Origin of the sequence: Clavibacter michiganensis (genome assembly GCF_016907085.1) — a bacterium.
Lineage (GTDB): Bacteria > Actinomycetota > Actinomycetes > Actinomycetales > Microbacteriaceae > Clavibacter > Clavibacter michiganensis_O.
In genome coordinates this window covers 714991-738133 of record NZ_JAFBBJ010000001.1, presented here as the reverse complement: position 1 = coordinate 738133, position 23143 = coordinate 714991, and the positions used below count along the sequence as shown (strand labels likewise).

Sequence of the window (23143 nt, the reverse complement as noted above, 5' to 3'; positions counted from 1 at the left end):
GACCGCCTTCCATCGGGCGTCATGGAACGACGCCCGCCTCATCGAGTGTACGCAGGGCCCTGCATGCACGAAGGAGGCCGGACGTCGCCGTCCGGCCTCCTCAGGTTGCTGTTACGCGACGAGGCTGCGCAGCACGTACTGCAGGATCCCGCCGTTGCGGTAGTAGTCCGCCTCGCCGGGGGTGTCGATGCGCACGACCGCGTCGAACTCCACCGTCTCCTTGCCCGCGGGCGAGTCGGCGGTGGGTGCCGCGACGACGTGCACCGTGCGCGGCGTGGTGCCCGAGTTCAGCTCCTCGAGACCCGTGATGGTGATCTCCTCGGTGCCGTCGAGCCCGAGCGACGCCCAGGTCTCGCCCGCCGGGAACTGCAGCGGGACGACGCCCATGCCGATGAGGTTGGAGCGGTGGATCCGCTCGAAGCTCTCGGTGATGACCGCCTTGACGCCCAGGAGGCTCGTGCCCTTCGCCGCCCAGTCGCGCGACGAGCCGGAGCCGTACTCCTTGCCGCCGAGGATGACGAGCGGGGTGCCCGCCGCCTGGTAGTTCTCGGACGCGTCGTAGATGAACGACTGCGGGCCGCCCTCCTGCGTGAAGTCGCGCGTGTAGCCGCCCTCGACGCCGTCGAGCAGCTGGTTGCGGAGGCGGATGTTCGCGAACGTGCCGCGGATCATGACCTCGTGGTTGCCGCGGCGCGAGCCGTAGGAGTTGTAGTCCTTGCGGCCGACGCCGTGCTCGTCGAGGTAGCGGCCCGCCGGGCTGTCCGCCTTGATGGAGCCGGCCGGGCTGATGTGGTCGGTCGTGACCGAGTCGCCGAGCTTCGCGAGGACGCGCGCGCCCTGGATGTCGGAGACCGGCGTGGTCTCCATCGTGAGGCCCTCGAAGTACGGGGGCTTCCGCACGTAGGTCGACTCCGCGTCCCACTCGAACGTCGCGCCCGTGGGCGTGGGGAGTGAGCGCCAGCGCTCGTCGCCGTCGAAGACGCCGGCGTACTGGTGCGTGAACATGCCCGTGTCGATGGAGCTGTCGATGGTCGACTGGACCTCGTCCGCGTCGGGCCAGATGTCCTTGAGGAACACGTCGTTCCCCTCGGTGTCGGTGCCGAGCGCGTCGGAGTCGAAGTCGAAGTTCATCGAGCCGGCCAGCGCGTACGCGATCACGAGCGGCGGGCTCGCGAGGTAGTTCATCTTCACGTCGGGGTTGATGCGGCCCTCGAAGTTGCGGTTGCCCGAGAGGACGGCCGTGACGGCGAGGTCGTTGTCCTGCACCGCGGTGGAGATCTCGTCGATCAGCGGGCCGGAGTTGCCGATGCAGGTGGTGCAGCCGTAGCCGACCGTGTAGAAGCCGAGGTCCTCGAGGTACGTGGTGAGGCCGGACTTCTCGTAGTAGTCCGTGACGACCTTGGATCCGGGCGCCAGCGTGGTCTTCACCCACGGCTTGGCCTTGAGGCCCTTCTTGCTCGCGTTGCGGGCGAGGAGCCCGGCCGCGAGCATCACCGACGGGTTCGACGTGTTGGTGCAGGAGGTGATGGCCGCGATGGCGACCGCGCCGTGGTCCAGCGTGAAGTCGCTGCCGTCCTCGAGGGTGACGTGCGTCGGCTTCGAGACCGAGGAGGGGCTCTGCGACGCGTGGTGGTGCTCGTGCGACGAGTGCTCGTCCTCCGGCTGCAGCTCGCCCGGGTCGGACGCGGGGAAGCTCATCGCCGTGGTGAGGTCGACGATGTCGTGGTCGACCTGCGCGTAGTCGTTGAGGTCGCGCTCGAACTGCGACTTCGCGTCGGTCAGCTCGATGCGGTCCTGCGGGCGCTTCGGGCCGGCGATGGACGGGACGACCGTGGAGAGGTCGAGCTCGAGGTACTCGCTGAACGACGGCTCGACGTCCGCGTCGTGCCAGAGCTTCTGCTCCTTGGCGTACGCCTCCACGAGCGCGACCTGCTCCTCGCTGCGCCCGGTGAGGCGCAGGTACTCGAGGGTGACGTCGTCGATGGGGAAGACGGCGGCGGTGGAGCCGAACTCGGGGCTCATGTTGCCGATGGTGGCGCGGTTGGCGAGCGGGACGGCGCCGACGCCCGTGCCGTAGAACTCGACGAACTTGCCGACGACGCCGTGCTTGCGGAGCATCTGCGTGATGGTGAGCACCACGTCGGTGGCGGTGACGCCCGTGGGGATCTCGCCCGAGAGCTTGAAGCCGACGACCTTGGGGATGAGCATCGAGACGGGCTGGCCGAGCATGGCCGCCTCCGCCTCGATGCCGCCGACGCCCCAGCCCAGCACGCCCAGGCCGTTGACCATGGTGGTGTGCGAGTCGGTGCCGACGCAGGTGTCGGGGTACGCCTGGAGGACGCCGCCCACCTCGCGCGTCATGGTGACGCGGGCGAGGTGCTCGATGTTGACCTGATGGACGATGCCGGTCCCGGGCGGGACGACCTTGAAGTCCTCGAACGCCGTCTGGCCCCAGCGGAGGAACTGGTACCGCTCGCCGTTGCGCTCGTACTCGATGTCGACGTTGCGCTCGAGCGCGTCCTCGGAGCCGAAGAGGTCGGCGATGACCGAGTGGTCGATCACGAGCTCCGCGGGCGCGAGCGGGTTGATCTTCGTCGGGTCGCCGCCCAGCTCGCCGACCGCCTCGCGCATGGTGGCGAGGTCGACGATGCACGGCACGCCGGTGAAGTCCTGCATCACGACGCGCGCGGGGGTGAACTGGATCTCGGTGTCGGGCTCGGAGTCCGGGGCCCAGTCGCCGAGGGCGCTGATCTGGCTGCCGGTGACGTTCTTGCCGTCCTCGGTGCGCAGGAGGTTCTCGAGCAGCACCTTGAGGCTGAACGGGAGACGCTCGTGGCCCGCCACGGTGTCGATGCGGTAGATCTCGTAGTCGGTGTCCCCGACGCGGAGTGTGTCCTTCGCGCCGAAGCTGTTGATTGCAGACACGTGGCCCTCTTCCCTCGCTGGATGGGCGCGGAAGTCGATTCCGCCCGTCATCCGATCTTGGTCGCCCGCCGCGGCCGGGTCCAGTAAGGCGACCCTGATCGGGCACGCCGACGCGAGGCGGGACGGCGCCGATGTATCTCGACGTCGAGATGAATCTACCATCGCGTCGCCGTGCTGGACGCCGCGGCGCGTGGTGCCGTCCGTGCCGTCGGGAGAGCCCGGGGATCAGTCGGTCGCGGGCGCCGCCGGGTCCTTCGCGTACACGGCGCGCACGAAGAGCCACGACAGGACGAGGAGCACGCCGTAGAGTGGCGTCCCCATCACCAGGCGCGCGACGCCGAGCGCGTCGATGGAGTCGGAGAGGTAGAGCGGGAGCTGCACCGCCAGGCGCAGGGCGAAGAAGCCGACCCACACGAGCGTGAGGACGCGGAGGGCCCTGGCCTTCCTGCGGTCCTGCCGCCACGCCGTGCCGTCTCCCATGAGGAAGCCCACGGCGACGCCGACGAGGGGCCAGCCGACCACGACGGAGACCAGGAGCACCGCGAAGTACGCGCCGTTCGTCCAGAGGCCGAGCGCGTAGAAGTCGCGCCCCTCCCCCGAGCGGAGCGCGAGGAGCGCGGAGATGACGATGCCGACGAGCCCGCCCACCGCGGGGGCGACGGCCGAGCGCTGCACGAGCCGGGCCACGACCGCGGCGACGGCGACGACGACCGGGACGGCGACCGAGAGCACGATGTCGCGCGTGAGGGTGAAGGCGACGAGGAAGAGGAGCCCGGGCACGATCGCCTCGAGGACGCCCCGGATGCCGCCCATGGCGGCGAGGAGCGTCGCGGCGGTCATGGTCTCGCCGCGCGCCGCCTGCCCGAGGCCCGCGCGCTCGGCGGCCTGGGCCATGCTCGCGCCGAGCGCCTCGCCGGGCGCGGGCGCGGATCGCCGCGACGTGCCATCGGGCGCGGGGAGCCCGTCCGTCGACGCGGGGTGCCGGGGATCCTCCCCGACCGGGCCCTCCCCCGACACGCTCAGGCGCCCAGCGCGGGGGCCGGGCTCTCGCCGGCCGGAGCGGCGCCCGGGGTGGTGCCGACCTGGGCCGCGGGCATCTTGAGCGGGATGAGGTCACGCGGGGGCATGGGCGAGGATCCCCGCACGACGACGACGCTGCGGAAGAGGTCCTCGACGGCGGCGGCGGCCTCGGGGTCGGTCACGGCGCGGCCGGTGATGACGCCGCGCAGGAACCACCGGGGGCCGTCCACCCCGATGAAGCGGGCCTCGCGCGTGCTCGCCGCCGGTTGACCGGGCTGCTGCACGACCGGGATGACGGCGTGGAGCTCGGGACCGAACGGCCCATCGGCCAGGCGGGTCGTGCCGCCCTGCCGCTGGATCTGCTCCCCGATGGTCGTGCGGATCTCATGCCACAGTCCGCTCGAGCGCGGCGCGGCGAACGGCTGCACCTGCAGGCTGGACTCGGCGAAGTCGAGGCCGATCGCGACGACCTGCTGCGTGCCCTCGGCCACCTCGAGACGCAGGTGCAGGCCCTCGCGCGGCAGGATCTTGATCCCGCCGAGGTCGACGTAGGGACGGACCGGGTTCGCCTCGGTCTCGTCGAGCGGGCCCTCGTCGGCCCGGTCGTCGGGCGCGGACTTGGCGTCCAGGACGTGCTCGGCGTCGTCCGCGACGGCGTCGTCCGGCTGGTTCGCGTTCTCGTCGGTCATGTTCGGTCTCCTGGGTCTCGGACGGGGAGGGCGCCGGTGCCCGTGGAGCCGAAGCCCCCCGTGCCGCGGTGGCTCCCGGGCAGCTTCTCGACGGGCACGAAGCGCACCCGGCTGACCGGCATGACGACGACCTGCGCGATGCGGTCGCCGACCGCGACATCGTACGCGGCCTCGGCGTCGGTGTTGAGGAGGGTGACCCGGATCTCGCCGCGGTACCCCGCGTCGACGGTGCCGGGCGCGTTGACGATCGTGATGCCGTGGCGGGCGGCGAGGCCGCTGCGCGGGAGAACGAAGGCGGCGTACCCGTCCGGGAGGGCGATCGACACGCCCGTGCCGACGGTGGCCCGCTGGCCGGGCTCGAGGCGCAGGGCCTCCGCGCTCACGAGGTCGGCGCCGGCGTCGCCGGGATGCGCGTAGGCCGGGATGGGGGCGTCGCCCGCGATGAGGACGTCGACGGGATCGGGCACGGTCCGAGGCTAGTGCAGGAATCTGATGCAATAGGCGCATGCCCGCATCCCCCTACCGCGAGCGGCTGTGGCCGGCTCCCTGGCTCTTCGTCGCCACCGCCCTCGTCATCCCCGCGAGCCTGCTCGTGTTCCTTCCCATCAGCGTCGTCGCCGGGGTCATCGTCGCGATCGTGCTGTACGCGGGCGTCGTGGCCACGCTCGTGCTCACCAGCCCGGTCATCGAGGTCGCCGAGGGGCGGCTGCGCGCCGGCCGCGCGTCCATCGCCGTCGACCAGCTCGGCGACCCCGAGGGCTTCCGGAGCGCGCAGGCGACGGCAGAGCGCGGTACGCGGCTGCACGCGCGGGCGTACCTCGTCATCCGCGGGTGGGTGGATCCGGTGGTCAAGGTGCCGCTGATGGACGCCGCGGACCCCGCCCCCTACTGGCTGCTGTCCACCCGCAGCCCGGAACGACTGATCGCCGCGATCCGGGGATCGCGGCGATCATGACGTGCGGTCAGGCGCGGGGCCTGTAGGGGCTCTCGCCCGGCGTCGCTCTAGGCGGCGCACTCCTGGCAGATGGGCCCGAGCTTCTCCTGGTGGTCGATCTGCGAGCGGTGCTTCACGAGGAAGCAGCTCACGCAGGTGAACTCGTCCGCCTGCGGCGGCAGCACCACCGTCTCGAGCTCGAGGTCGGAGAGGTCGGCTCCGGCGAGGTCGAAGCTCCCGGGGTTGTCGGCATCGTCGACGTCCACGACCCCGGACATGCGGTCCGGGACGCGCTCCTTCAGAGCCTCGATCGAGTCGGAGTCGTCCTCCGTCTTGCGCGGGGCGTCGTAATCAGTTGCCATTCCTGTCCACTTCTCGAATAACCGCCGAACGGAATCGGCGGGCACAGTTTGCATGAATCGCATCCGGATAGCAAACCGTCCTGAGGCCCCCGTCGGGGGCCCTGATCGGCGGTTTGGATGCGGGGAGCCGGCCCGTCCCCGGGCCGCGGATGCGGACTCACACGGTACACCGTTCGCGCACGAACAACCTGCGTCCGGGGCCCGTGATCCCGCCCTCCGGCGCTCTCGTCGGACTCAAGTCGCGGCGCGCCACGCGTATTCCCCGGAAGAGGGGTCGACTCGTGCGATCGTGAATCGTCCAGTGAGCGCGAGAGGCGTGGAACACATGCAGGATCTGAAGATCGTCGGAGTCGAGGACGGCGCCCTCGTCGTCGAGACCGCGGGCGGTGACCGGCACCGCCTCGTGATGGACGACGCGTTCCGGTCCGCGCTGCGCCGCCAGTCCGCCGACGGCGGCCAGACGCGCAAGGCCGCGCCGCGCATCATCCAGTCCTTCATCCGCCAGGGCATGAGCGCCGAGGACGTCGCGCGGGAGACCGGCGCGTCCGTCGAGTACGTCCGCAAGTTCGAGGGTCCCGTCGTCGCCGAGCGCGAGCACGTCGTGCGCAGCGCGATGAAGGTGCCCGTGCACACCGCCATCGAGGTCGACCCGATGGGCCAGGGCACGCTCTTCGGCCAGGTCATCGAGGAGCGCCTCGAGTCGCTCGGCGCCGAGGACGTGCGCTGGAGCAGCTGGAAGGAGCAGCTCGGCGGCTGGGTCGTCAAGGTGGCCTTCACGAGCGAGGAGATCGAGCACGACGCGAGGTGGTCCTACGACGCCAAGAAGCACGCGCTCTCCCCCGCCAACAACGAGGCGATCACCTTGTCGCAGCAGGGCGAGATCCGCGGTGCCCTCATCCCGCGGCTCCGTGCCCTTCCGCCCGAGGTCGCGGACACGCACGAGGAGGCCGGCGTCACGCGATTCGACAGCGGGGCCTTCCGCCTGCCCGAGCCGACGGCGTCGAGCACGCAGGACACCGCCCCCCAGCCGTGGGAGGCGCCTCGCCGCGACGAGGGCGCGTCCGTCTCGCACCTCGGTCGACAGGGCAACCACCCCGCGGGCAGCCAGCAGCCCGCGCGCGTGGCGCAGGTGGAGCTGAACGAGACCGCCGACCTGCTCGAGGCGCTGCGGCGCCGGCGGGGCGAGCGGGAGTCCGTGCCGCGCGAGGACGAGGGGGACGACGTCGCGGAGGACGCGCCCGCGCCCGCCGCCCGGCGCGACGAGCCGCTGTCCCGCCCGCGCGGCGGTCAGCGCTCGGTGCCGCCGCTGCGGTCCGCCGTGATCCCCGGGATCGGCCGCGTCGACACGGGACGCGACGTCCCGCGCGACGAGGCCGAGGACGAGGGTCTGCGCACGCCCGGCACCGGCGAGGGTCGTGGCTCCGGGAAGCCGTCTGGACGGCGCGGGCGCACGGCGATGCCGAGCTGGGACGAGATCGTCTTCGGCGCCCGCAGCGACGACGACCACCTGGCCTGATCCCGCTCCGTCGGCGTCCCGGGGCTCAGTCGCGCGCGAACGCCCCGGCGCGGATGAGCGGCACCAGGCGCTCCTCGTCCGAGAACGACCCGTGCTGGCCGATCATGCGACGGGCGCCCTGGTCCCGCGGGCGGCCGTCGTAGTAGGCGATGAGCGAGCGCGTCGCGACGACCACGTCGCCGATGCGCGCCGCCACGCCGTCGCGGACGGGTCCGTACCATCCCGCGGCGATCGCCTCGGCGCGCGTCGCCACGTGGGCTCTCGTCCCCTCCGAGGCGCGCCAGGCGTCGGCGAGGGCGTCGGCGTCCGCGCCCGGCTCGAGGTGCAGGTGCAGGCAGCGCGGCTCCCCCGCCACGTGCCGGACGCCCGCCACCAGCTCCGGCACCCGGTCGAACAGCACCTGGGATCCGGCGGGCACGTCGACGATGCCGTGGTCGGCGGTGATCAGCGCTCCCTCTCGCGGGCCGAGACGGTCGAGGAAGGGCCCCGCCGCCTGGTCGAGCTCCTCGAGCAGGCGGAGCCAGCGATCCGACTCCCAGCCGTGCGAGTGGGCTGCCTGGTCGAGCTCGGGGACGTACAGGTAGACGAGCGCGCGCGGCTCCCGGTCCATGAGGGCGCGGGTGGTCGCGAACCGCTCCGCGATCGACTCGGCCGCCACGTAGGTCGCCCCGCGCAGCGCCGCCCGGGAGAACCCCGAGTCGGCGTAGCGGGCCGAGCCGACGACGAACGCGGGGACGCCCGCGGCGACCGCCCGCTCGAACGCGGTCGGCACCGGCTGCCACTCCTCCGGCACGCTGCGGGCGTCCCACCCGGACAGGAGCTTGAGGACGCGGTCGTGCGCGGGATCCAGCGCGGCGTAGCCGACGAGGCCGTGCTCCCCCGCGCGCACGCCGGTGGTGAGGGAGGTGATGCTGGCGGCGGTCGTGGTCGGGAAGCCCACGTCGACGACGTCCTTCTTCCGCCAGCCCTGGACGAGGTGGCGCGCGTGCCCGGCGCGGGCGCGGAGGGCGGCGGAGCCGAGCCCGTCGACGAGGACGACCACGGCCCGGTCGACGGACGGGAGGCCGGCCTCGGACTCCTCCCCCGCGAGGGCGGCGAGGCAGCCGGGCATGACCGCGGTGAGGCTCATCCGGCGGGATCCGGGCGCCGGTAGCATGGGGGCCATCCGGCCCAGTCTGCCACAGCAGCCCGGCGCGCATCCGCGTCACGACGCCGATCGACGCAGCGCCGATCCCGACCCAGAGAGTCCATGAGTCCCTCCACCACGAACACCACGCCCGACGAGCCCGCCGAGCGGATCGAGGACGTCGACGTCTCCACCGAGATGGAGAACTCGTTCCTCGAGTACGCGTACTCGGTCATCTACTCCCGGGCCCTGCCCGACGCCCGCGACGGGTTGAAGCCCGTGCAGCGCCGCATCCTGTACCAGATGAGCGAGATGGGCCTGCGTCCCGACCGCGGGCACGTGAAGTCCGCCCGAGTGACGGGCGAGGTGATGGGCAAGCTCCACCCGCACGGCGACTCCGCCATCTACGACGCGATGGTGCGCATGGCGCAGCCGTTCACGCTGCGCGTGCCGCTCATCGACGGGCACGGCAACTTCGGGTCGCTCGACGACGGGCCGGCCGCGCCCCGCTACACGGAGGCCCGGCTCGCCGCGTCCGCGCTCGCGATGGTCGAGGGGCTCGACGAGAACGTCGTCGACTTCGTCCCGAACTACGACAACGCGTTCATGCAGCCGGCCGTGCTCCCGGCCGCGTTCCCGAACCTGCTCGTCAACGGCGCGAGCGGCATCGCGGTCGGCATGGCGACGAACATGGTGCCGCACAACCTCATCGAGGTCGTGGGCGCGGCGCGGCACCTGATCGACCACCCGGACGCCTCGCTCGACGACCTCATGGCGTTCGTCCCGGGTCCCGACCTGCCGACAGGCGGCACGATCATCGGGCTGTCGGGCGTGAAGGACGCGTACCTCACCGGCCGCGGCAGCTTCAAGACCCGCGCGCGCGTCTCCGTGGAGAGCCTCACCCCGCGGAAGTCGGGGCTCGTCGTGACCGAGCTGCCGTACCTCGTGGGCCCCGAGAAGGTCATCGAGAAGATCAAGGACGGCGTCCAGAACAAGAAGCTGTCCGGCATCACGAACGTCACCGACCTCACGGACCGGACGCACGGGCTGCGGCTCGTCATCGAGATCAAGACGGGCTTCAACCCCGAGGCGGTGCTCGAGCAGCTCTACCGCTACACGCCGCTCGAGGACGGCTTCAGCATCAACAACGTGGCGCTCGTCGACGGCAGCCCGCAGACGCTGGGGCTCAAGGAGCTCCTGCAGGTCTACGTGGCGCACCGCCTCGACGTGGTCACGCGGCGCACGCGGTACCGGCTCGCCCGCAGGCAGGAGCGGCTGCACCTCGTGCTCGGGCTGCTGATCGCGATCCTCGACATCGACGAGGTGATCCAGGTCATCCGCGGCAGCGACGACACCGAGCAGGCGCGCGCCCGCCTCATGGACGTGTTCGACCTCTCGACGCTGCAGGCCGACTACATCCTGGAGCTGCGTCTCCGCCGGCTCACGCGGTTCAGCCGCATCGAGCTGGAGGAGGAGCGCGACAAGCTGCAGGCCGAGATCGCCGAGCTCGAGGCGATCCTCGCCGACCCGCGCCGGCTCCGCGCGCTCGTCTCGACCGAGCTGCAGGAGGTGGCCGACCGCTTCGGCACGCCGCGCCGGACGCTCCTGACGGAGGCCGCGCCGAGCGTCGCCGGGGCGTCGAGCCGTCGTGCCGCGCCCGTCCTCGAGATCGCCGACGTGCCCTGCCGGGTGCTGCTGTCGACGACCGGGCGCGCGGTGCGCGTCGACCTGCCGACGGACGCGCCGGGCACGCCCCTGCAGACGGTCCGTCGCAGCTCCCACGACGCCGTCCTCACGGCCATCGAGACCACGAGCCGCACGCGCATCGGCGCCATCACGAACACGGGCCGGCTCATCACCATGACTCCGGTCGACCTCCCCGTGGTCCCGGTCGCGAGCGTGCAGCTGGGGGCCGGCGTCCGCATCCGCGACTACCTCGGCCTCGCGGACAAGAAGGAGCGCGTCGTCGCGCTCGTGGCGCTCGGCACGGAGGAGGCGATCGCCCTCGGCACGCGCCAGGGCGTCGTCAAGCGCATCGCCCCGTCCGCCCTGCCCGCGAAGCCGGAGTTCGAGGTCATCGCGCTGAAGAAGGGCGACGAGGTCGTCGGCGCGCGGCAGGGGGCGGAGACGGACGAGCTCGTCTTCGTCACCAGCGAGGCGCAGCTGCTGCACTTCCCCGCGGTGTCGGTGCGGCCGCAGGGCATCCAGGCGGGCGGCGTCGCCGGCGTCAACCTCGCAGCCGGCGCGCGCGTGCTGTTCTTCTCCTCCGTCGCCCCCGAGGGCGCCCAGGTCGTCACGATCTCGGCGTCGTCGGCCACCATCGCTGGGGTGGATCCCGGCCGCGCCAAGGTGAGCGCGTTCGCCGACTTCCCGCGCAAGGGCCGTGCCACGGGCGGGGTGCGCGCGCACGCGTACCTCAAGGGCGAGGACCACCTCGCCCTCGCCTGGGTCGGCCCCGGGCCCGCCCTCGCGGTCGGGCCGGCCGGCGAGGTCAGGCAGCTGCCGCCCACCGGCATGAAGCGCGACGGGTCGGGCATCCCGCTGGAGAAGGCGATCGGGAGCGTCGGCCAGGCGGTCACCCCCGCCGACGCGCCCGACGCCGCGTCGGGCGCGGCCGCGGGCGTCGTCGAGCCGTCCGCCGAGGACGGCTCCGCGCCGCTCGAGACGTAGACGCGCCCGTAAGACGAACGCGGACGGCCGCGGACCGGGGGGTCCGCGGCCGTCCGCGCATCCGGCACCGGGCCGGCGGGTCACACGTCGATGCGGTCCCGCACCGATCCGGCGCCGTCGATGATGAACTCCTTGCGCGGTGCGACGTCGTTGCCCATGAGCAGCTCGAACATGCGCGCCGCGGCCTCGGCGTCGTCGACGCGCACGCGGCGGAGCGTGCGGTTCCGGCGGTCCATCGTGGTGGTCGCCAGCTGATCGGCGTCCATCTCCCCCAGGCCCTTGTATCGCTGGATCGGGTCCTGGTAGCGCTTCCCCTGCCGCTTGGCCTGCGCGAGCACCGCCGCGAGCTCCCGCTCCGAGTAGGTGTAGATCACGTCGTTGGGCTTCGAGCCGGGGTTCATCACCACGACGCGGTGCAGCGGCGGCACGGCGGCGAACACCCGGCCCTCGTCGATCATCGGCCGCATGTAGCGGAAGAAGAGCGTGAGCAGCAGCGTGCGGATGTGGGCGCCGTCGACGTCGGCGTCGCTCATGATGATGATCTTCCCGTAGCGCGCCGCCGACAGGTCGAAGGTGCGCCCGGAGCCCGCGCCCAGCACCTGGATGATCGACGCGCACTCGGTGTTGGAGAGCATGTCGGGCAGCGACGCCTTCTGCACGTTGAGGATCTTGCCGCGGATGGGCAGCAGCGCCTGGTACTCGCTGTCGCGCGCGAGCTTCGCCGTGCCGAGCGCCGAGTCGCCCTCGACGATGAAGAGCTCGCTGTTCGCGACGTCGTTCGAGCGGCAGTCCACGAGCTTCGCGGGCAGCGACGAGCTCTCCAGGGCGTTCTTCCGCCGCTGCGTCTCCTTGTGGGTGCGCGCGGAGATCCGCGACTTCATCTCGCCCACGACCTTCTCGAGGAGGACCGCGGTCTGCGCCTTGTCCTCGCGGCGCGTGGACGCGAAGCGCTCGGCCATGGCCTTCTGCACGACCTGGGACACGATGGCGCGCACGGCGGGCGTGCCCAGCACCTCCTTGGTCTGCCCTTCGAACTGCGGCTCGGGGAAGCGCACGGTGAGCACGGCCGTGAGACCCGCGAGCACGTCGTCCTTCTCGAGCTTGTCGGTGCCGACCTTGAGCTTGCGCGCGTTGGCTTCGACCTGCGCCCGGACGAACTTGAGCAGGCCCGCCTCGAAGCCGGCCTGGTGCGTGCCGCCCTTGGGCGTCGCGATGATGTTGACGAACGACTTGAAGCGGGTGTCGTAGCCCGTGCCCCAGCGGAGCGCGATGTCGACGGCGCACTCGCGCGTGAGCTCGGTCGGGACCATGGCACCGCCGTCGGTGAGCACGGGCACGGTCTCGGTGAAGGTGCCGGATCCCTCGAGCCGCCACGTGTCCGTGAGCGGCGCGTCGACGGCCAGGTGGTCGACGAACTCGGCGATGCCGCCGTCGAAGCGGAACGACTCGCGCACGGGCTGCTCGCCGCGCAGGTCCTCGATGTCGATGCTGAGCCCGGGGACGAGGAAGGCGGTCTGCCGCGCGCGACCGAGGAGCTCCTCGGTGAGGAAGGACGCGCCGCGGGTGAAGATCTGCCGGTCCGCCCAATAGCGGATCCGCGTGCCGGTGACGCCCTTGCGCACCTTGCCGACCACCCGCAGCTCGCTGCCGGACGTGAAGGGACGGAACGGCGCGTCGGGGCTGGCCTCGCCCTGGTCCTCGAAGATGCCCGGCTCGCCGCGCCGGAAGGACATGGCGTAGGTCTTGCCGCCCCGGTCGACCTCGACGTCGAGGCGCTCCGAGAGGGCGTTGACGACCGAGGCGCCTACGCCGTGCAGGCCGCCCGACGAGGCGTAGGAGCCGGATCCGAACTTGCCGCCGGCGTGCAGCTTGGTGAAGACGACCTCGACGCCGGAGAGTCCGGTCTTGGGCTCGATGTCGACCGGGACCCCGCGGGCGGTGTCGCGCACCTCGACGCTGCCGTCGGGGTGGAGCCGCACGTCGATGCGGTCCCCGTGCCCGCCGAGCGCCTCGTCGACGCTGTTGTCGATGATCTCCCAGAGGCAGTGCATGAGACCGCGCGAGTCGGTCGATCCGATGTACATGCCGGGCCGCTTGCGGACCGCCTCGAGGCCCTCGAGGACGGAGAGGTGACGGGCGGAATAATCGGATGCTGCCACGTGCTGTCCTCCAAGTACGTCCGGCATTCGCCGGACGCGAGCCGACATCGATCTTAACCGTCGCCCGCCGCCTCCCCCTCCGAATCGCCGCCAGCCGCACCGCGCCCTACGCGCAGAGCGAAACAGGCGACAGCGGTCGGGCTGACTGCCGGGAGCACGTGGTCTACTTGATCCATTCGGCTCGACCAGACCCGACCCGGAGGGGAGCATCACATGACACCGACCGCGACCGAGCGTCCCGTGGACGAGCTCGACAACCACCAGCTCACCGCCAACGACCGCTGCGACAGCTGCGGTGCTCAGGCGTACATCCGCGTCGAGGTGAACAGCAGCGAGCTCCTCTTCTGCGCCCACCACGGCAAGAAGTACCAGGAGAAGCTGTCGGCCATCGCCACGAGCTGGCACGACGAGTCGAGCCGCCTGCTCGACGAGCGCGCCTAGGACGACCTGCGTCGGCTCCGGCCGACGCGGGACGAAGGGCGCATCCCCACCGGGGATGCGCCCTTCGTCATGTCCCCGCCCGGCCGACGACGGGGATCCGCTCCCTCAGTAGTGGGCGGGTCGAGCCATGACGGTGGCGCGTGCCTCGCGCGCCCAGCCGTCGAGCCGGTCGAGCGTCCCGGAGATGTCGGCGGGCAGCTCCCGATCGTGCCGCGCCAGTGCGGCGGACAGCAGCTCGTCGGCGAGCCGCGGATTGAGCGCCAGGACGGGGCCGCCGAGGTGCGTGCCGATGGAGGCGCCGACGCGGACGCCCTCCCCGCCACCCTGGCCGCCGTTGCCGAAGCCCGCGCGGACCGAGCCGAGCGGAGCGTGCGCGCCGATGTCGAGGGTCGATCCGTGGTTCTCGTAGCCGACCACCTCGCCGTCCGGCGTGTCGAGCACGAGGTCGCCCACGCGACGCTCGGCCGTCAGGGTGGTGCGCACCGGCAGCACGCCGGCGCCCACGAGCTCGCCGCCGTCGGTGAGGCGCACGGACTCCCCCAGCAGCTGCAGACCGCCGCCCACCGCGAGGATCGGGACGCCGGCCTCCCGGAGGCCGACCAGGTGCGGGGCGTGCGCGACGAGGTCGGGCAGGACGGCGCGCTGCGCGGTGAGCGGCCCGGAGCCGATGACCACGAGGTCGGCGTCGCCCGGATCCCCGCCACCCGGAGCGTGACGCACGACCTCCGTGCGGATGCCGCGGATGCGCGCGCGCTCGACGAGCACGGTCACGTTGCCGCGATCGCCGTTGATGCCGAGCTCATCGGGGTAGAGGTGCAGGATGCGCAGCGCGTCGCTCACGCGGGGCCTCCCTCGAGGTCCGTGTAGCCGAGGATGCGGCGGATCGCCATCATCTGCTCGTAGTTGACGATCATGGTCTTGACGCCGCGGGACGGCTTCTCCAGCGTGATGAACGCCTGCACCGCCCGGCGCAGGTCCGGCTCCACGCGGCCGACCTCGAGGCCCTCGTAGCCGAAGCGCACGGCCAGCTGGTAGCCCTTGGTGCCCGAGACGATGTCCGCGTGCGTGAGCGCGGAGAGGTCGGTGTCGTAGATCCACGACGGGTCGGGGGTCCCGTCGTCGACGGCGAGCAGCACCTGCTCCGGCGGATCCCCCAGCGCGTCGAGGTTCATCTGCAGGCTCGCCGGGTTCTTCATCATGATGATCTCGATGTCCTCATCACCCGCCCGCAGCATCTCGCCGCGTCCGTACACGGCAGCCACGGAGCCCAGGCCCTCGGCAGCGCGGACCGGGTCGAACCGGTCGCCGAGCACGCGGCGCGCCGTCGCCAGCGCGCCAGCGGCGTCGACGGCGTAGTGCAGGCCGCGCGACGGGAGCGTCACCGGGAGTTCGCCGGACGCCAGACGGAACACGGCGTCGCGACGCGAGAGGGCCACGGCCTCGACGCCCGCGTCGACGTGCACCGGGTCGGGGTCCTCGGAGCCGAACCGCGGGGCGGACGCCAGCCCGTGCTTGCTGTCGCCGAGGAGCTCCTCGGACACGCCGAACCAGTCCACCGCGGCGCGGCCGGACCGCGCCGTGTGCGCGGCGATGGCGTTGACGTGCGCGTCGTCGCGGTTGGCGACGACCGCCTCGGTGGCCGTGGCGGCGATGCGCTCGAGCATGCCGACCACGCGGTCCGGCTCGTGGAACCGGTTGAGCTGGTCGATCTGGATGTTGAGCAGGAGCACCGTGCGCGGGGTGAGCAGCGCGGAGAGCGCGACGCCGTACGCCTCGTCGATCTCGAGGACCGCGACGTCGGCGTCCAGGCGGCCCGATGCGTCGGCGTCCGCGAGCACGGCCGATGCGATGCCCTGCGGCAGGTTCCCGCCGGACGGGTTCGTGAAGACGCGGAGCCCGTGCGCGCGGAGCACCGCGGTGAGCATGTGGGTGGTCGTCGACTTGCCGTTGGAGCCGGTGACGGCGACCACGCCGTGCGGCAGGTCGGCGATGGTGCGCTCGAGGAAGCGGGGCTCGAGGCGGAGGGCGACGACGCCGGGCACGGCGGATCCGCCGCCGCGGAGACGGGCGGCCCAGCGGGCGGCCCGTCCCGCGGCGACGGCGAGGCGCAGGGGCACGGCCTACTCGAGGTAGTCGCGCAGCGACTGCGAGCGCGACGGGTGGCGGAGCTTGGCCATGGTCTTCGACTCGATCTGGCGGATGCGCTCGCGCGTGACCCCGAACGTGTCGCCGATCTGGTCGAGCGTCTTCGGCATGCCGTCGCCGAGGCCGAAGCGCATGCGGATCACGCCCGCCTCGCGCTCGGAGAGCGAGTCGAGGAGCGACTCCAGCTGCTTCTGCAGCATGGTGAAGCCCACCGCGTCGGCCGGGACGACCGCCTCGGTGTCCTCGATGAGGTCGCCGAACTCGCTGTCGCCGTCCTCGCCGAGGGGCGTGTGCAGGGAGATGGGCTCGCGGCCGTACTTCTGGACCTCGATGACCTTCTCGGGCGTCATGTCGAGCTCGCGCGAGAGCTCCTCGGGCGTGGGTTCGCGACCCAGGTCCTGCAGCATCTGGCGCTGCACGCGGGCGAGCTTGTTGATGACCTCCACCATGTGCACCGGGATCCGGATGGTGCGGGCCTGGTCGGCCATCGCTCGCGTGATGGCCTGGCGGATCCACCACGTGGCGTACGTGGAGAACTTGAAGCCCTTGGTGTAGTCGAACTTCTCGACCGCGCGGATCAGGCCGAGGTTGCCCTCCTGGATCAGGTCGAGGAACTGCATCCCGCGACCCGTGTAGCGCTTGGCGAGGCTGACCACGAGTCGGAGGTTCGCGCCGAGCAGGTGGCTCTTCGCGCGCTGGCCGTCGCGGGCGACCCAGCGCAGCTCGCGCTCGAGCTCGCGGGAGATGCCGGGGGTGTTCGCCAGCTTGTCCTCGGCGAACAGGCCCGCCTCGATGCGCATGGCGAGCTCGACCTCCTCGGCGGCGTTGAGCAGCGCGACCTTGCCGATCTGCTTGAGGTAGTCCTTGACGGGGTCGGCCGTGGCGCCCGTGATCGTCGTCGAGTAGACGGGGACGTCCTCGTCCTCCTCCTTGTTCGACAGCACCATGGCCCCGGTGGGGAGCGGCTCGAGCACGACGGGCGGCTTGACGGCGCCGTCCTCGACGACCTCGTCGTCGGTGTCCTCCTCGGCTACCGGGACCACGACCTCCTCGGCGTCCTCGTCCGACGACTCGCCGTCCGTGGCGGTCTTCTTCGCGGCGGTCTTGCGCGGCGCCTTGGCGGGCGCGGCCTCGCCTGACGCGGCAGCGGCCTTCTTGGCGGCGGCGGCCTTCGCACGGGCTGTGGGCGCCTTGGCAGGAGCCGTGGAGGCATCCTCGGAGGCGGTCCCGTCGGCCTCTGCTGCTGCCGCGGCCTTCGCCGCGGCGGCCTTGGTCGGGGCCTTCGCGGTGGTCGCGGCCTTCGCCGCGGGTGCCTTGGTCGCCGCGGTCTTGCGGGCGGGGGCGCGCTTCGCGGGTGCCTTCGCCTCACCCGTCGCGGCGTCGTCGGCCGTGCCGGTCGCGGCGGCCGCGTCCAGGGTGGCGGACGGGGTGGAGGGGGTGGCCATGCGAACACCTTTCGTCCCCACGACGACCGGTCGTGCGCTCCGCGGTGACGCTGCGGGGTGACCTGCCGGAGGTGGGTCGGGGTTGTTTTCGGACATTGCTAGGACCCATGTCAAGTCCGCTGCTCGAACACCACCGAGGTGATGCCGCCACCGAGGTGGCGCGCGATGCAGGACATGAACGGGTCCGTACCTGATTATTGCACGGATGGGCGCGGGGGCGAGCCACTGCCGCACGTGTGCGGGCCGGCGTCATGTGCGGCGTCGGCGTCGCCTGTCGAGGTAGGCAACCCAGAGGGGCCCCACCCGTATTCCCTCGTCCGCCAGGAGCCGCCGCGTCCGCCGCCGGGTGCGCACCAGCATCACCGCGCCGAAGCCGACGACGAGGTACTGCACGGCGAAGGCGACGCGGAAGGAGTCGAACGCGTAGAGGTCGCTCGGCGCCCCGCCCGCGACCCGGATCCCGTCCTGCACGTCGAGAGCGATGCCGATGAGCAGCATCATCGTGAAGCTCGCGGTGAACCCGGCGACGTTCACGATGCCGGACGCCGCGCCGAGGCTCCGGGGAGGGTTGAACGTGCGCGCGAAGTCGAGACCGACCTGCGAGCCGGGGCCGCCGATGCCGATCGCGACGACCACGAGGACCACGACCGGCAGCGGGGGCGTGCCCGGCCAGAGGAGCAGGACCGCCCAGGCCGCGCCCATCATCGCCACGACGCCGAGGACGAGGTTGGAGCGCCGGAACGGGAATCGCCCGGTGAGGATGCCGATCACGGGCCCCACCACCATCCCGGACGCCACGATCACGATGAGGAGCCCGGACGCGAGCGCCGGGCTGTACCCCAGGGCGCCCACGAGGAACGGGAAGCCCCAGAGCAGGCTGAATACCACACCCGACGACTGCGTGACGAAGTGGGACCAGAAACCAAGCTGCGTCCCCGGGCGACGCAGGCTCCGGCCGAGCTCGCGCATCGAGTCGCCCCACGGCAGCCGGGGAGGTGGCGCGTCCCCCGCGGGCCGGTCGCGCACGGCCACGACGACCGCGATGAGGGCGACGACGGCGAGGGACGCGGACCCCAGGAACGCGGGCGTCCACCCCGCCGTGTGCAGCACGAGCGAGAGCGGGATCGCCGAGAGCACCTGCCCGAGCTGCCCGACGTTGGCGAACCACTGCGACAGCACCGGCACGCGGGGACCCGAGAACCAGGAGTTGATGAGTCGCAGACCCGACACGAACGTCATCGCGTCGCCGGCGCCCACGAGCATGCGTCCGACGATCGCGACCTCGAGCGACGTGGAGAGCGCCAGGGTGACCTGCCCGGCCACCATGAGCAGCGCGCCGGTCGCGAGCAGAGCGCGCGGGCCGATCCGATCGATCAGCACGCCGACCGGGATCTGCAGCGCGGCGTACACGACGAGCTGCGTGACGGCGAGCGTCGAGAGCAGCGATGCCGAGACGTGGAAGCGCTCCCCCGCCTCGACGGACGCGATGCCGAGCGACCCGCGCTGGAGAACGGAGGAGAGGTACGCGACCATGGCCACGCCGAGGACGATGCGGGCGCGGCGGGTGCTCATCGGCACGAGGATACCGGCCCGGCGCGTGCGTCGCGGCGGGCCCGGACGGCCCGCGCGCGGATCAGCTCGAGGCCGTCAGGCCGCGTCGCCGTCGCCGGGGCGGCGCCGTGCGAGGAACTTCTCCAGCTCGGCCGCGATCTCGTCCGCCGTCGGCAGCGCCCCGTCCTCGTCGGTGAGCGGCGACTTCAGGGGCGTGTCCTCCATGTAGCTGTCGTAGCGCTCCTCGAGCGTCGTGACCAGGCGCGCCAGCTCCTGGTTGCCCGCCACCTGCTCGTCGATGCGGCCGACGAAGTCGCGGCCCTCCTCGCGGAGGCGGTCGGTCGGGAAGATGAGGCCCGTGGCCGCGCTGATGCTCTCCAACGCGGCGACAGCGGCGAGGGGGAACTCCGTGTCCGCGAGGTAGTGCGGGACGAGGAGCACGAATCCCGCGACGGGGTGCCCGGCGTCGTGCAGGCGGTGCTCCACCAGGTGCAGCGCGTTCGCCGGCACTTGGGTGTTCGGCTTCCACACGCTGAGCGCGTCGATCAGCTCGGTGCGGTTCCCGCTCACGGTGACGTTGATGTCGCGCGTGTGCGGGACCGGCATGGGGATGGCGTGCACCCAGGTGGTCGTCGAGACCCGGTAGCGGTCGACGATCCCCAGGACGGCCGCGGTGAACGCCTCCCAGCGGAAGTCGGGCTCGAACCCGGTGAGCAGGAGGAACGGCTGCCCGATCTCGTCGTGCGCCAGGTAGAGCGCCAGCCGGGCCGGTCGATAGTCGGCGAGGTGGTCCTGGTCGAAGTAGATGGTGGGGCGGCGGGCACGGTAGTCGAGGAGGGTGTCGGTGTCGAAGCGCAGCACGTCGCGGTGGCTCAGGGTGCTCAGGAGGTACTCGCTGACCTGGGACACGCCGGATCCCGCGTCGGAGAAACCGGTCAGCCCGGCGACCAGGGGCAGGCCGGTCGGGACCTCGCCGATGTCGGTGTCGATCTCGTACAGTCCGTCCGCATCTGCCATGGATCCACTCTAAGCCGCGCCTCCGACGGCCCCTCCCCGGCGGGGCGTCGCGCGTGCCGCCGAGAGCGAACACGCTCGCCGAGGGCGCCGGGACGCCCGCATCCGCCGGGTCGTCGGGGGCCCGCGCTCCGATCCGGGACGCATGCCTGCATGGGTAGGCTCGTCGCCCATGACCCTCCCCCAGCTCTCCGTGTCCTCCGACCGCGCCGTCGACGTGGAGGCCGACGCGCTCGTCGTCGCCGTCTCCAGCGAGAAGGAGGGGATCCGGGTGCACGCGCCCGAGGGCCTCGGGCTCGACGTGGACGGCCTGTCCGCGATCGGCGTCACGGGGGGCCGCGACGAGGTCGTCCGCGTCGCCGGGACCGGCACCGCCGCCCGCACCGTCGCGCTCGTGGGCCTGGGATCGGGGCCCCTGGACGCCGTCGCGCTCCGCTACGCCGTGGGCAGCGCGACCCGCCAGCTGCGCGGTGTGGAGCGGGTCGCGGTGGCGGTGCCGGTCGCGTCGCTCGAGGAGCTCACCGCCGTGCTGGAGGGTGCGGCGCTCGGGGTCTACTCCTTCGACTCCTACCGCCGCGACTCGCTCGCCGGCCAGAAGCCGCGCGCCTCGTCCGTCACCGTGGTCGCGCAGGGGGACTCCTGGACGCCCGAGGACGCCGATGAGGCGGTCGCGCGCGCCGTCGCGGTCGCGGGAGCCGTCGCGGGCACCAAGGACCTCGTCAACACCCCGCCGCTCGACCTGTATCCCGCGACGTTCGTCGACGCCGTGCAGGAGCGCACGAGCGGCCTGCCCCTCGACGTCCGCGTCTGGGACGAGGACGCGCTCGCGGCCGACGGCTTCGGCGGCATCCTCGGGGTCGGCCAGGGCTCGACGCGCCCGCCCCGCCTCGTGAAGGTCTCCTACTCCCCCGCCGGCGCGACGCGCCACCTCGCGCTCGTCGGCAAGGGCATCACCTACGACACCGGCGGCATCTCGCTCAAGCCGGCCGTGCCGATGATCGGCATGAAGTACGACATGACCGGTGCCGCGACGATCCTCGAGGTCGTCGTCGCCGCCGCGCGGCTCGAGCTGCCAGTGCGCCTCACCGCGTGGCTCTGCATCGCCGAGAACATGCCCTCCGGCTCCGCCATCCGCCCGGACGACGTGCTGCGCATGCGCGGGGGCACGACCGTCGAGGTCCTCAACACGGACGCCGAGGGTCGACTCGTGATGGCGGACGGGATCGTCGCCGCGAGCGAGGAGCACCCGGACGCCATCGTCGACATCGCGACGCTCACGGGTGCGCAGGTCGTGGCGCTCGGTGAGCGGTACTCCGCCGTCATGGGCGAGGACGCGCTCGTCGCCCGTCTGCTCGACGCGGCCCGCGAGCAGGGAGAGAGCATGTGGGGCATGCCGCTCCCGGAGGAGATGCGCGCGCTCCTCAACTCCGACATCGCGGACATCGCCAACGTCAAGCCCGGCAATCCCGCCGGCGGCATGCTCGTCGCGGGCGTGTTCCTCAAGGAGTTCGTCGGCCGGACCGGCGACGCGGACGACGCCCCCCGGATCCCGTGGGCGCACATCGACATCGCGGGCCCGTCGCACAACAAGGGCGGCGGTCACGGCTTCACGGGGAAGGGCCCGACGGGAGTCGCGGTCCGCACGCTCCTGGCCCTGGCTGCCGGGTTTTCACGCGCGTAGTAGGCTCGGAGAGGCCTCCTGAGGGGGTCCCGCGCCTGCCCGGTCGGGCGGTCGCATGAGACGACCTTGATGCATACGAGGGAGATCCTGGGTGTCGGAACAGAACTTTGACGTGGTGGTGCTCGGCGGCGGGAGCGGCGGCTACGCAGCGGCGCTCCGTGCGGTGCAGCTGGGCAAGACCGTGGGCCTCGTGGAGAAGGGCAAGCTGGGCGGCACGTGCCTGCACCGCGGCTGCATCCCGACCAAGGCCCTCCTGCACTCGGCCGAGGTGGCCGATGTCTCGCGGGAGTCGGAGAAGTACGGCGTCAACGTCACGTTCGACGGGGTGGACATCGCCCGCGTCAACGCGTACCGCGAGGCCATCGTCGCTAGCAAGTACAAGGGCCTCCAGGGCCTCATCAAGGCCCGCGGCATCACGGTCATCGAGGGCGAGGGTCGCCTGACCTCCGGCACGACCGTGCAGGTCGGCGACCAGACCATCACCGGGAAGAGCGTCGTCCTCGCGACCGGCTCCTACTCCCGGACGCTCCCCGGCCTCGAGATCGGCGGCCGCGTCATCACGAGCGAGCAGGCGCTCGAGCTCGACTACATCCCGAAGAAGGTCGCGATCCTGGGCGGCGGCGTCATCGGCGTCGAGTTCGCCTCCGTCTGGCGCTCCTTCGGCGTGGACGTCCAGATCATCGAGGCCCTCCCCCACCTCGTTCCCAACGAGGAGGAGTCCATCAGCAAGCAGTTCGAGCGGGCGTTCCGCAAGCGCGGCATCGCGTTCTCGCTCGGCGTGCGCTTCAAGTCGGTCACGCAGGACGACCAGGGCGTCCAGGTCGCCCTCGAGGACGGCACGACCTACGACGCCGACCTCCTGCTCGTCGCCGTCGGACGCGGCCCGGCGACCCAGGGCCTCGGCTTCGAGGAGGCGGGCGTGAAGACCGACCGCGGCTTCGTGCTGACCGACGAGCGGCTCCAGACCAGCGTCCCCGGCGTCTACGCCGTCGGCGACATCGTCCCCGGCCTGCAGCTCGCGCACCGCGGGTTCCAGCAGGGCATCTTCGTGGCTGAGGAGATCGCGGGCAACAAGCCCGTGGTCGTCGAGGACATCAACATCCCCAAGGTCACCTACTCCGACCCCGAGGTCGCGAGCGTCGGCTACAGCGAGGCGAAGGCGGCCGAGAAGTTCGGCGCCGACAAGGTCTCGAGCTACGAGTACAACCTCGGCGGCAACGGCAAGAGCTCCATCCTCGGCACGGCAGGGTCCATCAAGGTGGTCCGCGTGCAGGACGGTCCCGTGGTCGGGATCCACATGATCGGCGCCCGCGTCGGCGAGCTCATCGGCGAGGGCCAGCTCATCGTGAACTGGGAGGCCTACCCCGAGGACGTCGCCAGCCTGGTGCACGCCCACCCCACTCAGAACGAGGCGCTCGGCGAGGCCCACCTGGCACTCGCGGGGACACCTCTGCACGCCCTGTAG

General features: G+C 72.1%; 18 protein-coding genes. 6 read left to right on the top strand and 12 right to left on the bottom strand.

Annotation, left to right across the window (positions count from 1 at the left end; translation table 11 throughout):
• Positions 1-111: 111 nt before the first annotated feature.
• The 4 genes from acnA to dut form a co-directional block, all read right to left on the bottom strand.
• Positions 112-2925, bottom strand: a complete 2814-nt coding sequence (gene acnA / locus JOE38_RS03365) for an aconitate hydratase AcnA (protein ID WP_307838830.1) — start codon at positions 2923-2925, stop codon at positions 112-114.
• A gap of 225 nt (positions 2926-3150) precedes the next feature.
• Positions 3151-3819 (bottom strand): DUF3159 domain-containing protein, encoded by a 669-nt coding sequence (locus JOE38_RS03360; RefSeq protein WP_239544737.1) that lies wholly within the window; start codon positions 3817-3819, stop codon positions 3151-3153.
• Between the two features lie 125 nt (positions 3820-3944).
• The gene (locus JOE38_RS03355; protein ID WP_086522276.1) at positions 3945-4634 is read right to left on the bottom strand and encodes a DUF3710 domain-containing protein; all 690 of its coding nucleotides are present in this window, start codon (positions 4632-4634) and stop codon (positions 3945-3947) included.
• Positions 4631-5101, bottom strand: coding sequence for a dUTP diphosphatase (gene dut / locus JOE38_RS03350; RefSeq protein ID WP_204574854.1), 471 nt, complete (start codon positions 5099-5101; stop codon positions 4631-4633). Before dut ends, JOE38_RS03355 begins: the two co-directional genes overlap by 4 nt.
• Positions 5102-5139: 38 nt before the next feature.
• Between dut and JOE38_RS03345 the strand changes: the two genes are divergently transcribed.
• The gene (locus tag JOE38_RS03345; RefSeq protein WP_204574853.1) at positions 5140-5589 is read left to right on the top strand and encodes a DUF3093 domain-containing protein; all 450 of its coding nucleotides are present in this window, start codon (positions 5140-5142) and stop codon (positions 5587-5589) included.
• A 47-nt stretch (positions 5590-5636) separates the two neighbouring features.
• Here JOE38_RS03345 and JOE38_RS03340 read toward each other — a convergent pair whose 3' ends face one another.
• The gene (locus tag JOE38_RS03340) at positions 5637-5930 is read right to left on the bottom strand and encodes a DUF4193 domain-containing protein (RefSeq protein ID WP_012038342.1); all 294 of its coding nucleotides are present in this window, start codon (positions 5928-5930) and stop codon (positions 5637-5639) included.
• 325 nt (positions 5931-6255) lie between these two features.
• Between JOE38_RS03340 and sepH the strand changes: the two genes are divergently transcribed.
• Positions 6256-7446 carry a septation protein SepH gene (gene sepH, locus JOE38_RS03335; protein ID WP_204574852.1) on the top strand — a complete coding sequence of 397 codons (1191 nt, stop codon included), beginning with the start codon at positions 6256-6258 and terminating at the stop codon, positions 7444-7446.
• 25 nt (positions 7447-7471) lie between these two features.
• Here sepH and JOE38_RS03330 read toward each other — a convergent pair whose 3' ends face one another.
• The gene (locus JOE38_RS03330; RefSeq protein WP_204574851.1) at positions 7472-8611 is read right to left on the bottom strand and encodes an alkaline phosphatase family protein; all 1140 of its coding nucleotides are present in this window, start codon (positions 8609-8611) and stop codon (positions 7472-7474) included.
• An 84-nt stretch (positions 8612-8695) separates the two neighbouring features.
• Between JOE38_RS03330 and JOE38_RS03325 the strand changes: the two genes are divergently transcribed.
• The gene (locus JOE38_RS03325; RefSeq protein ID WP_204574850.1) at positions 8696-11242 is read left to right on the top strand and encodes a DNA gyrase/topoisomerase IV subunit A; all 2547 of its coding nucleotides are present in this window, start codon (positions 8696-8698) and stop codon (positions 11240-11242) included.
• A gap of 80 nt (positions 11243-11322) precedes the next feature.
• Here JOE38_RS03325 and JOE38_RS03320 read toward each other — a convergent pair whose 3' ends face one another.
• Entirely contained in the window at positions 11323-13401 is a 2079-nt protein-coding gene (locus JOE38_RS03320) for a DNA gyrase/topoisomerase IV subunit B (protein ID WP_204574849.1), read from the bottom strand.
• A gap of 213 nt (positions 13402-13614) precedes the next feature.
• Between JOE38_RS03320 and JOE38_RS03315 the strand changes: the two genes are divergently transcribed.
• Complete coding sequence (locus JOE38_RS03315) at positions 13615-13842, top strand: DUF7455 domain-containing protein (RefSeq protein ID WP_012038337.1); 228 nt, start codon at positions 13615-13617, stop codon at positions 13840-13842.
• Between the two features lie 105 nt (positions 13843-13947).
• Here JOE38_RS03315 and JOE38_RS03310 read toward each other — a convergent pair whose 3' ends face one another.
• From JOE38_RS03310 to JOE38_RS03290, 5 genes are all read right to left on the bottom strand, one after another.
• Positions 13948-14682, bottom strand: a complete 735-nt coding sequence (locus JOE38_RS03310) for a type 1 glutamine amidotransferase (RefSeq protein WP_204574848.1) — start codon at positions 14680-14682, stop codon at positions 13948-13950.
• Positions 14679-15959 (bottom strand): Mur ligase family protein, encoded by a 1281-nt coding sequence (locus JOE38_RS03305; protein WP_204574847.1) that lies wholly within the window; start codon positions 15957-15959, stop codon positions 14679-14681. The genes JOE38_RS03310 and JOE38_RS03305 overlap by 4 nt, the downstream gene beginning before the upstream one ends.
• Positions 15960-15962: 3 nt before the next feature.
• Positions 15963-17432, bottom strand: coding sequence for an RNA polymerase sigma factor (locus tag JOE38_RS03300; protein ID WP_204574846.1), 1470 nt, complete (start codon positions 17430-17432; stop codon positions 15963-15965).
• A 249-nt stretch (positions 17433-17681) separates the two neighbouring features.
• The gene (locus JOE38_RS03295; RefSeq protein ID WP_204574845.1) at positions 17682-19004 is read right to left on the bottom strand and encodes an MFS transporter; all 1323 of its coding nucleotides are present in this window, start codon (positions 19002-19004) and stop codon (positions 17682-17684) included.
• 75 nt (positions 19005-19079) lie between these two features.
• The gene (locus JOE38_RS03290; RefSeq protein WP_204574844.1) at positions 19080-20000 is read right to left on the bottom strand and encodes a proteasome assembly chaperone family protein; all 921 of its coding nucleotides are present in this window, start codon (positions 19998-20000) and stop codon (positions 19080-19082) included.
• Between the two features lie 169 nt (positions 20001-20169).
• On the opposite strand from JOE38_RS03290, the gene JOE38_RS03285 reads away from it, so the two are divergent.
• The gene (locus JOE38_RS03285; RefSeq protein ID WP_204574843.1) at positions 20170-21678 is read left to right on the top strand and encodes a leucyl aminopeptidase; all 1509 of its coding nucleotides are present in this window, start codon (positions 20170-20172) and stop codon (positions 21676-21678) included.
• Between the two features lie 91 nt (positions 21679-21769).
• Positions 21770-23143 (top strand): dihydrolipoyl dehydrogenase, encoded by a 1374-nt coding sequence (lpdA, locus tag JOE38_RS03280; protein WP_204574842.1) that lies wholly within the window; start codon positions 21770-21772, stop codon positions 23141-23143.

Bases quoted from the DNA above. Each gene is read 5' to 3' on its own strand.
- JOE38_RS03360 (WP_239544737.1), bottom strand. From the start codon at position 3,819: ATGGCCCAGGCCGCCGAGCGCGCGGGCCTCGGGCAGGCGGCGCGCGGC.
- JOE38_RS03355 (WP_086522276.1), bottom strand. From the start codon at position 4,634: ATGACCGACGAGAACGCGAACCAGCCGGACGACGCCGTCGCGGACGAC.
- JOE38_RS03345 (WP_204574853.1), top strand. From the start codon at position 5,140: ATGCCCGCATCCCCCTACCGCGAGCGGCTGTGGCCGGCTCCCTGGCTC.
- JOE38_RS03340 (WP_012038342.1), bottom strand. From the start codon at position 5,930: ATGGCAACTGATTACGACGCCCCGCGCAAGACGGAGGACGACTCCGAC.
- sepH (WP_204574852.1), top strand. From the start codon at position 6,256: ATGCAGGATCTGAAGATCGTCGGAGTCGAGGACGGCGCCCTCGTCGTC.
- JOE38_RS03330 (WP_204574851.1), bottom strand. From the start codon at position 8,611: ATGGCCCCCATGCTACCGGCGCCCGGATCCCGCCGGATGAGCCTCACC.
- JOE38_RS03325 (WP_204574850.1), top strand. From the start codon at position 8,696: ATGAGTCCCTCCACCACGAACACCACGCCCGACGAGCCCGCCGAGCGG.
- JOE38_RS03315 (WP_012038337.1), top strand. From the start codon at position 13,615: ATGACACCGACCGCGACCGAGCGTCCCGTGGACGAGCTCGACAACCAC.
- JOE38_RS03300 (WP_204574846.1), bottom strand. From the start codon at position 17,432: ATGGCCACCCCCTCCACCCCGTCCGCCACCCTGGACGCGGCCGCCGCG.
- JOE38_RS03295 (WP_204574845.1), bottom strand. From the start codon at position 19,004: ATGAGCACCCGCCGCGCCCGCATCGTCCTCGGCGTGGCCATGGTCGCG.
- JOE38_RS03290 (WP_204574844.1), bottom strand. From the start codon at position 20,000: ATGGCAGATGCGGACGGACTGTACGAGATCGACACCGACATCGGCGAG.
- JOE38_RS03285 (WP_204574843.1), top strand. From the start codon at position 20,170: ATGACCCTCCCCCAGCTCTCCGTGTCCTCCGACCGCGCCGTCGACGTG.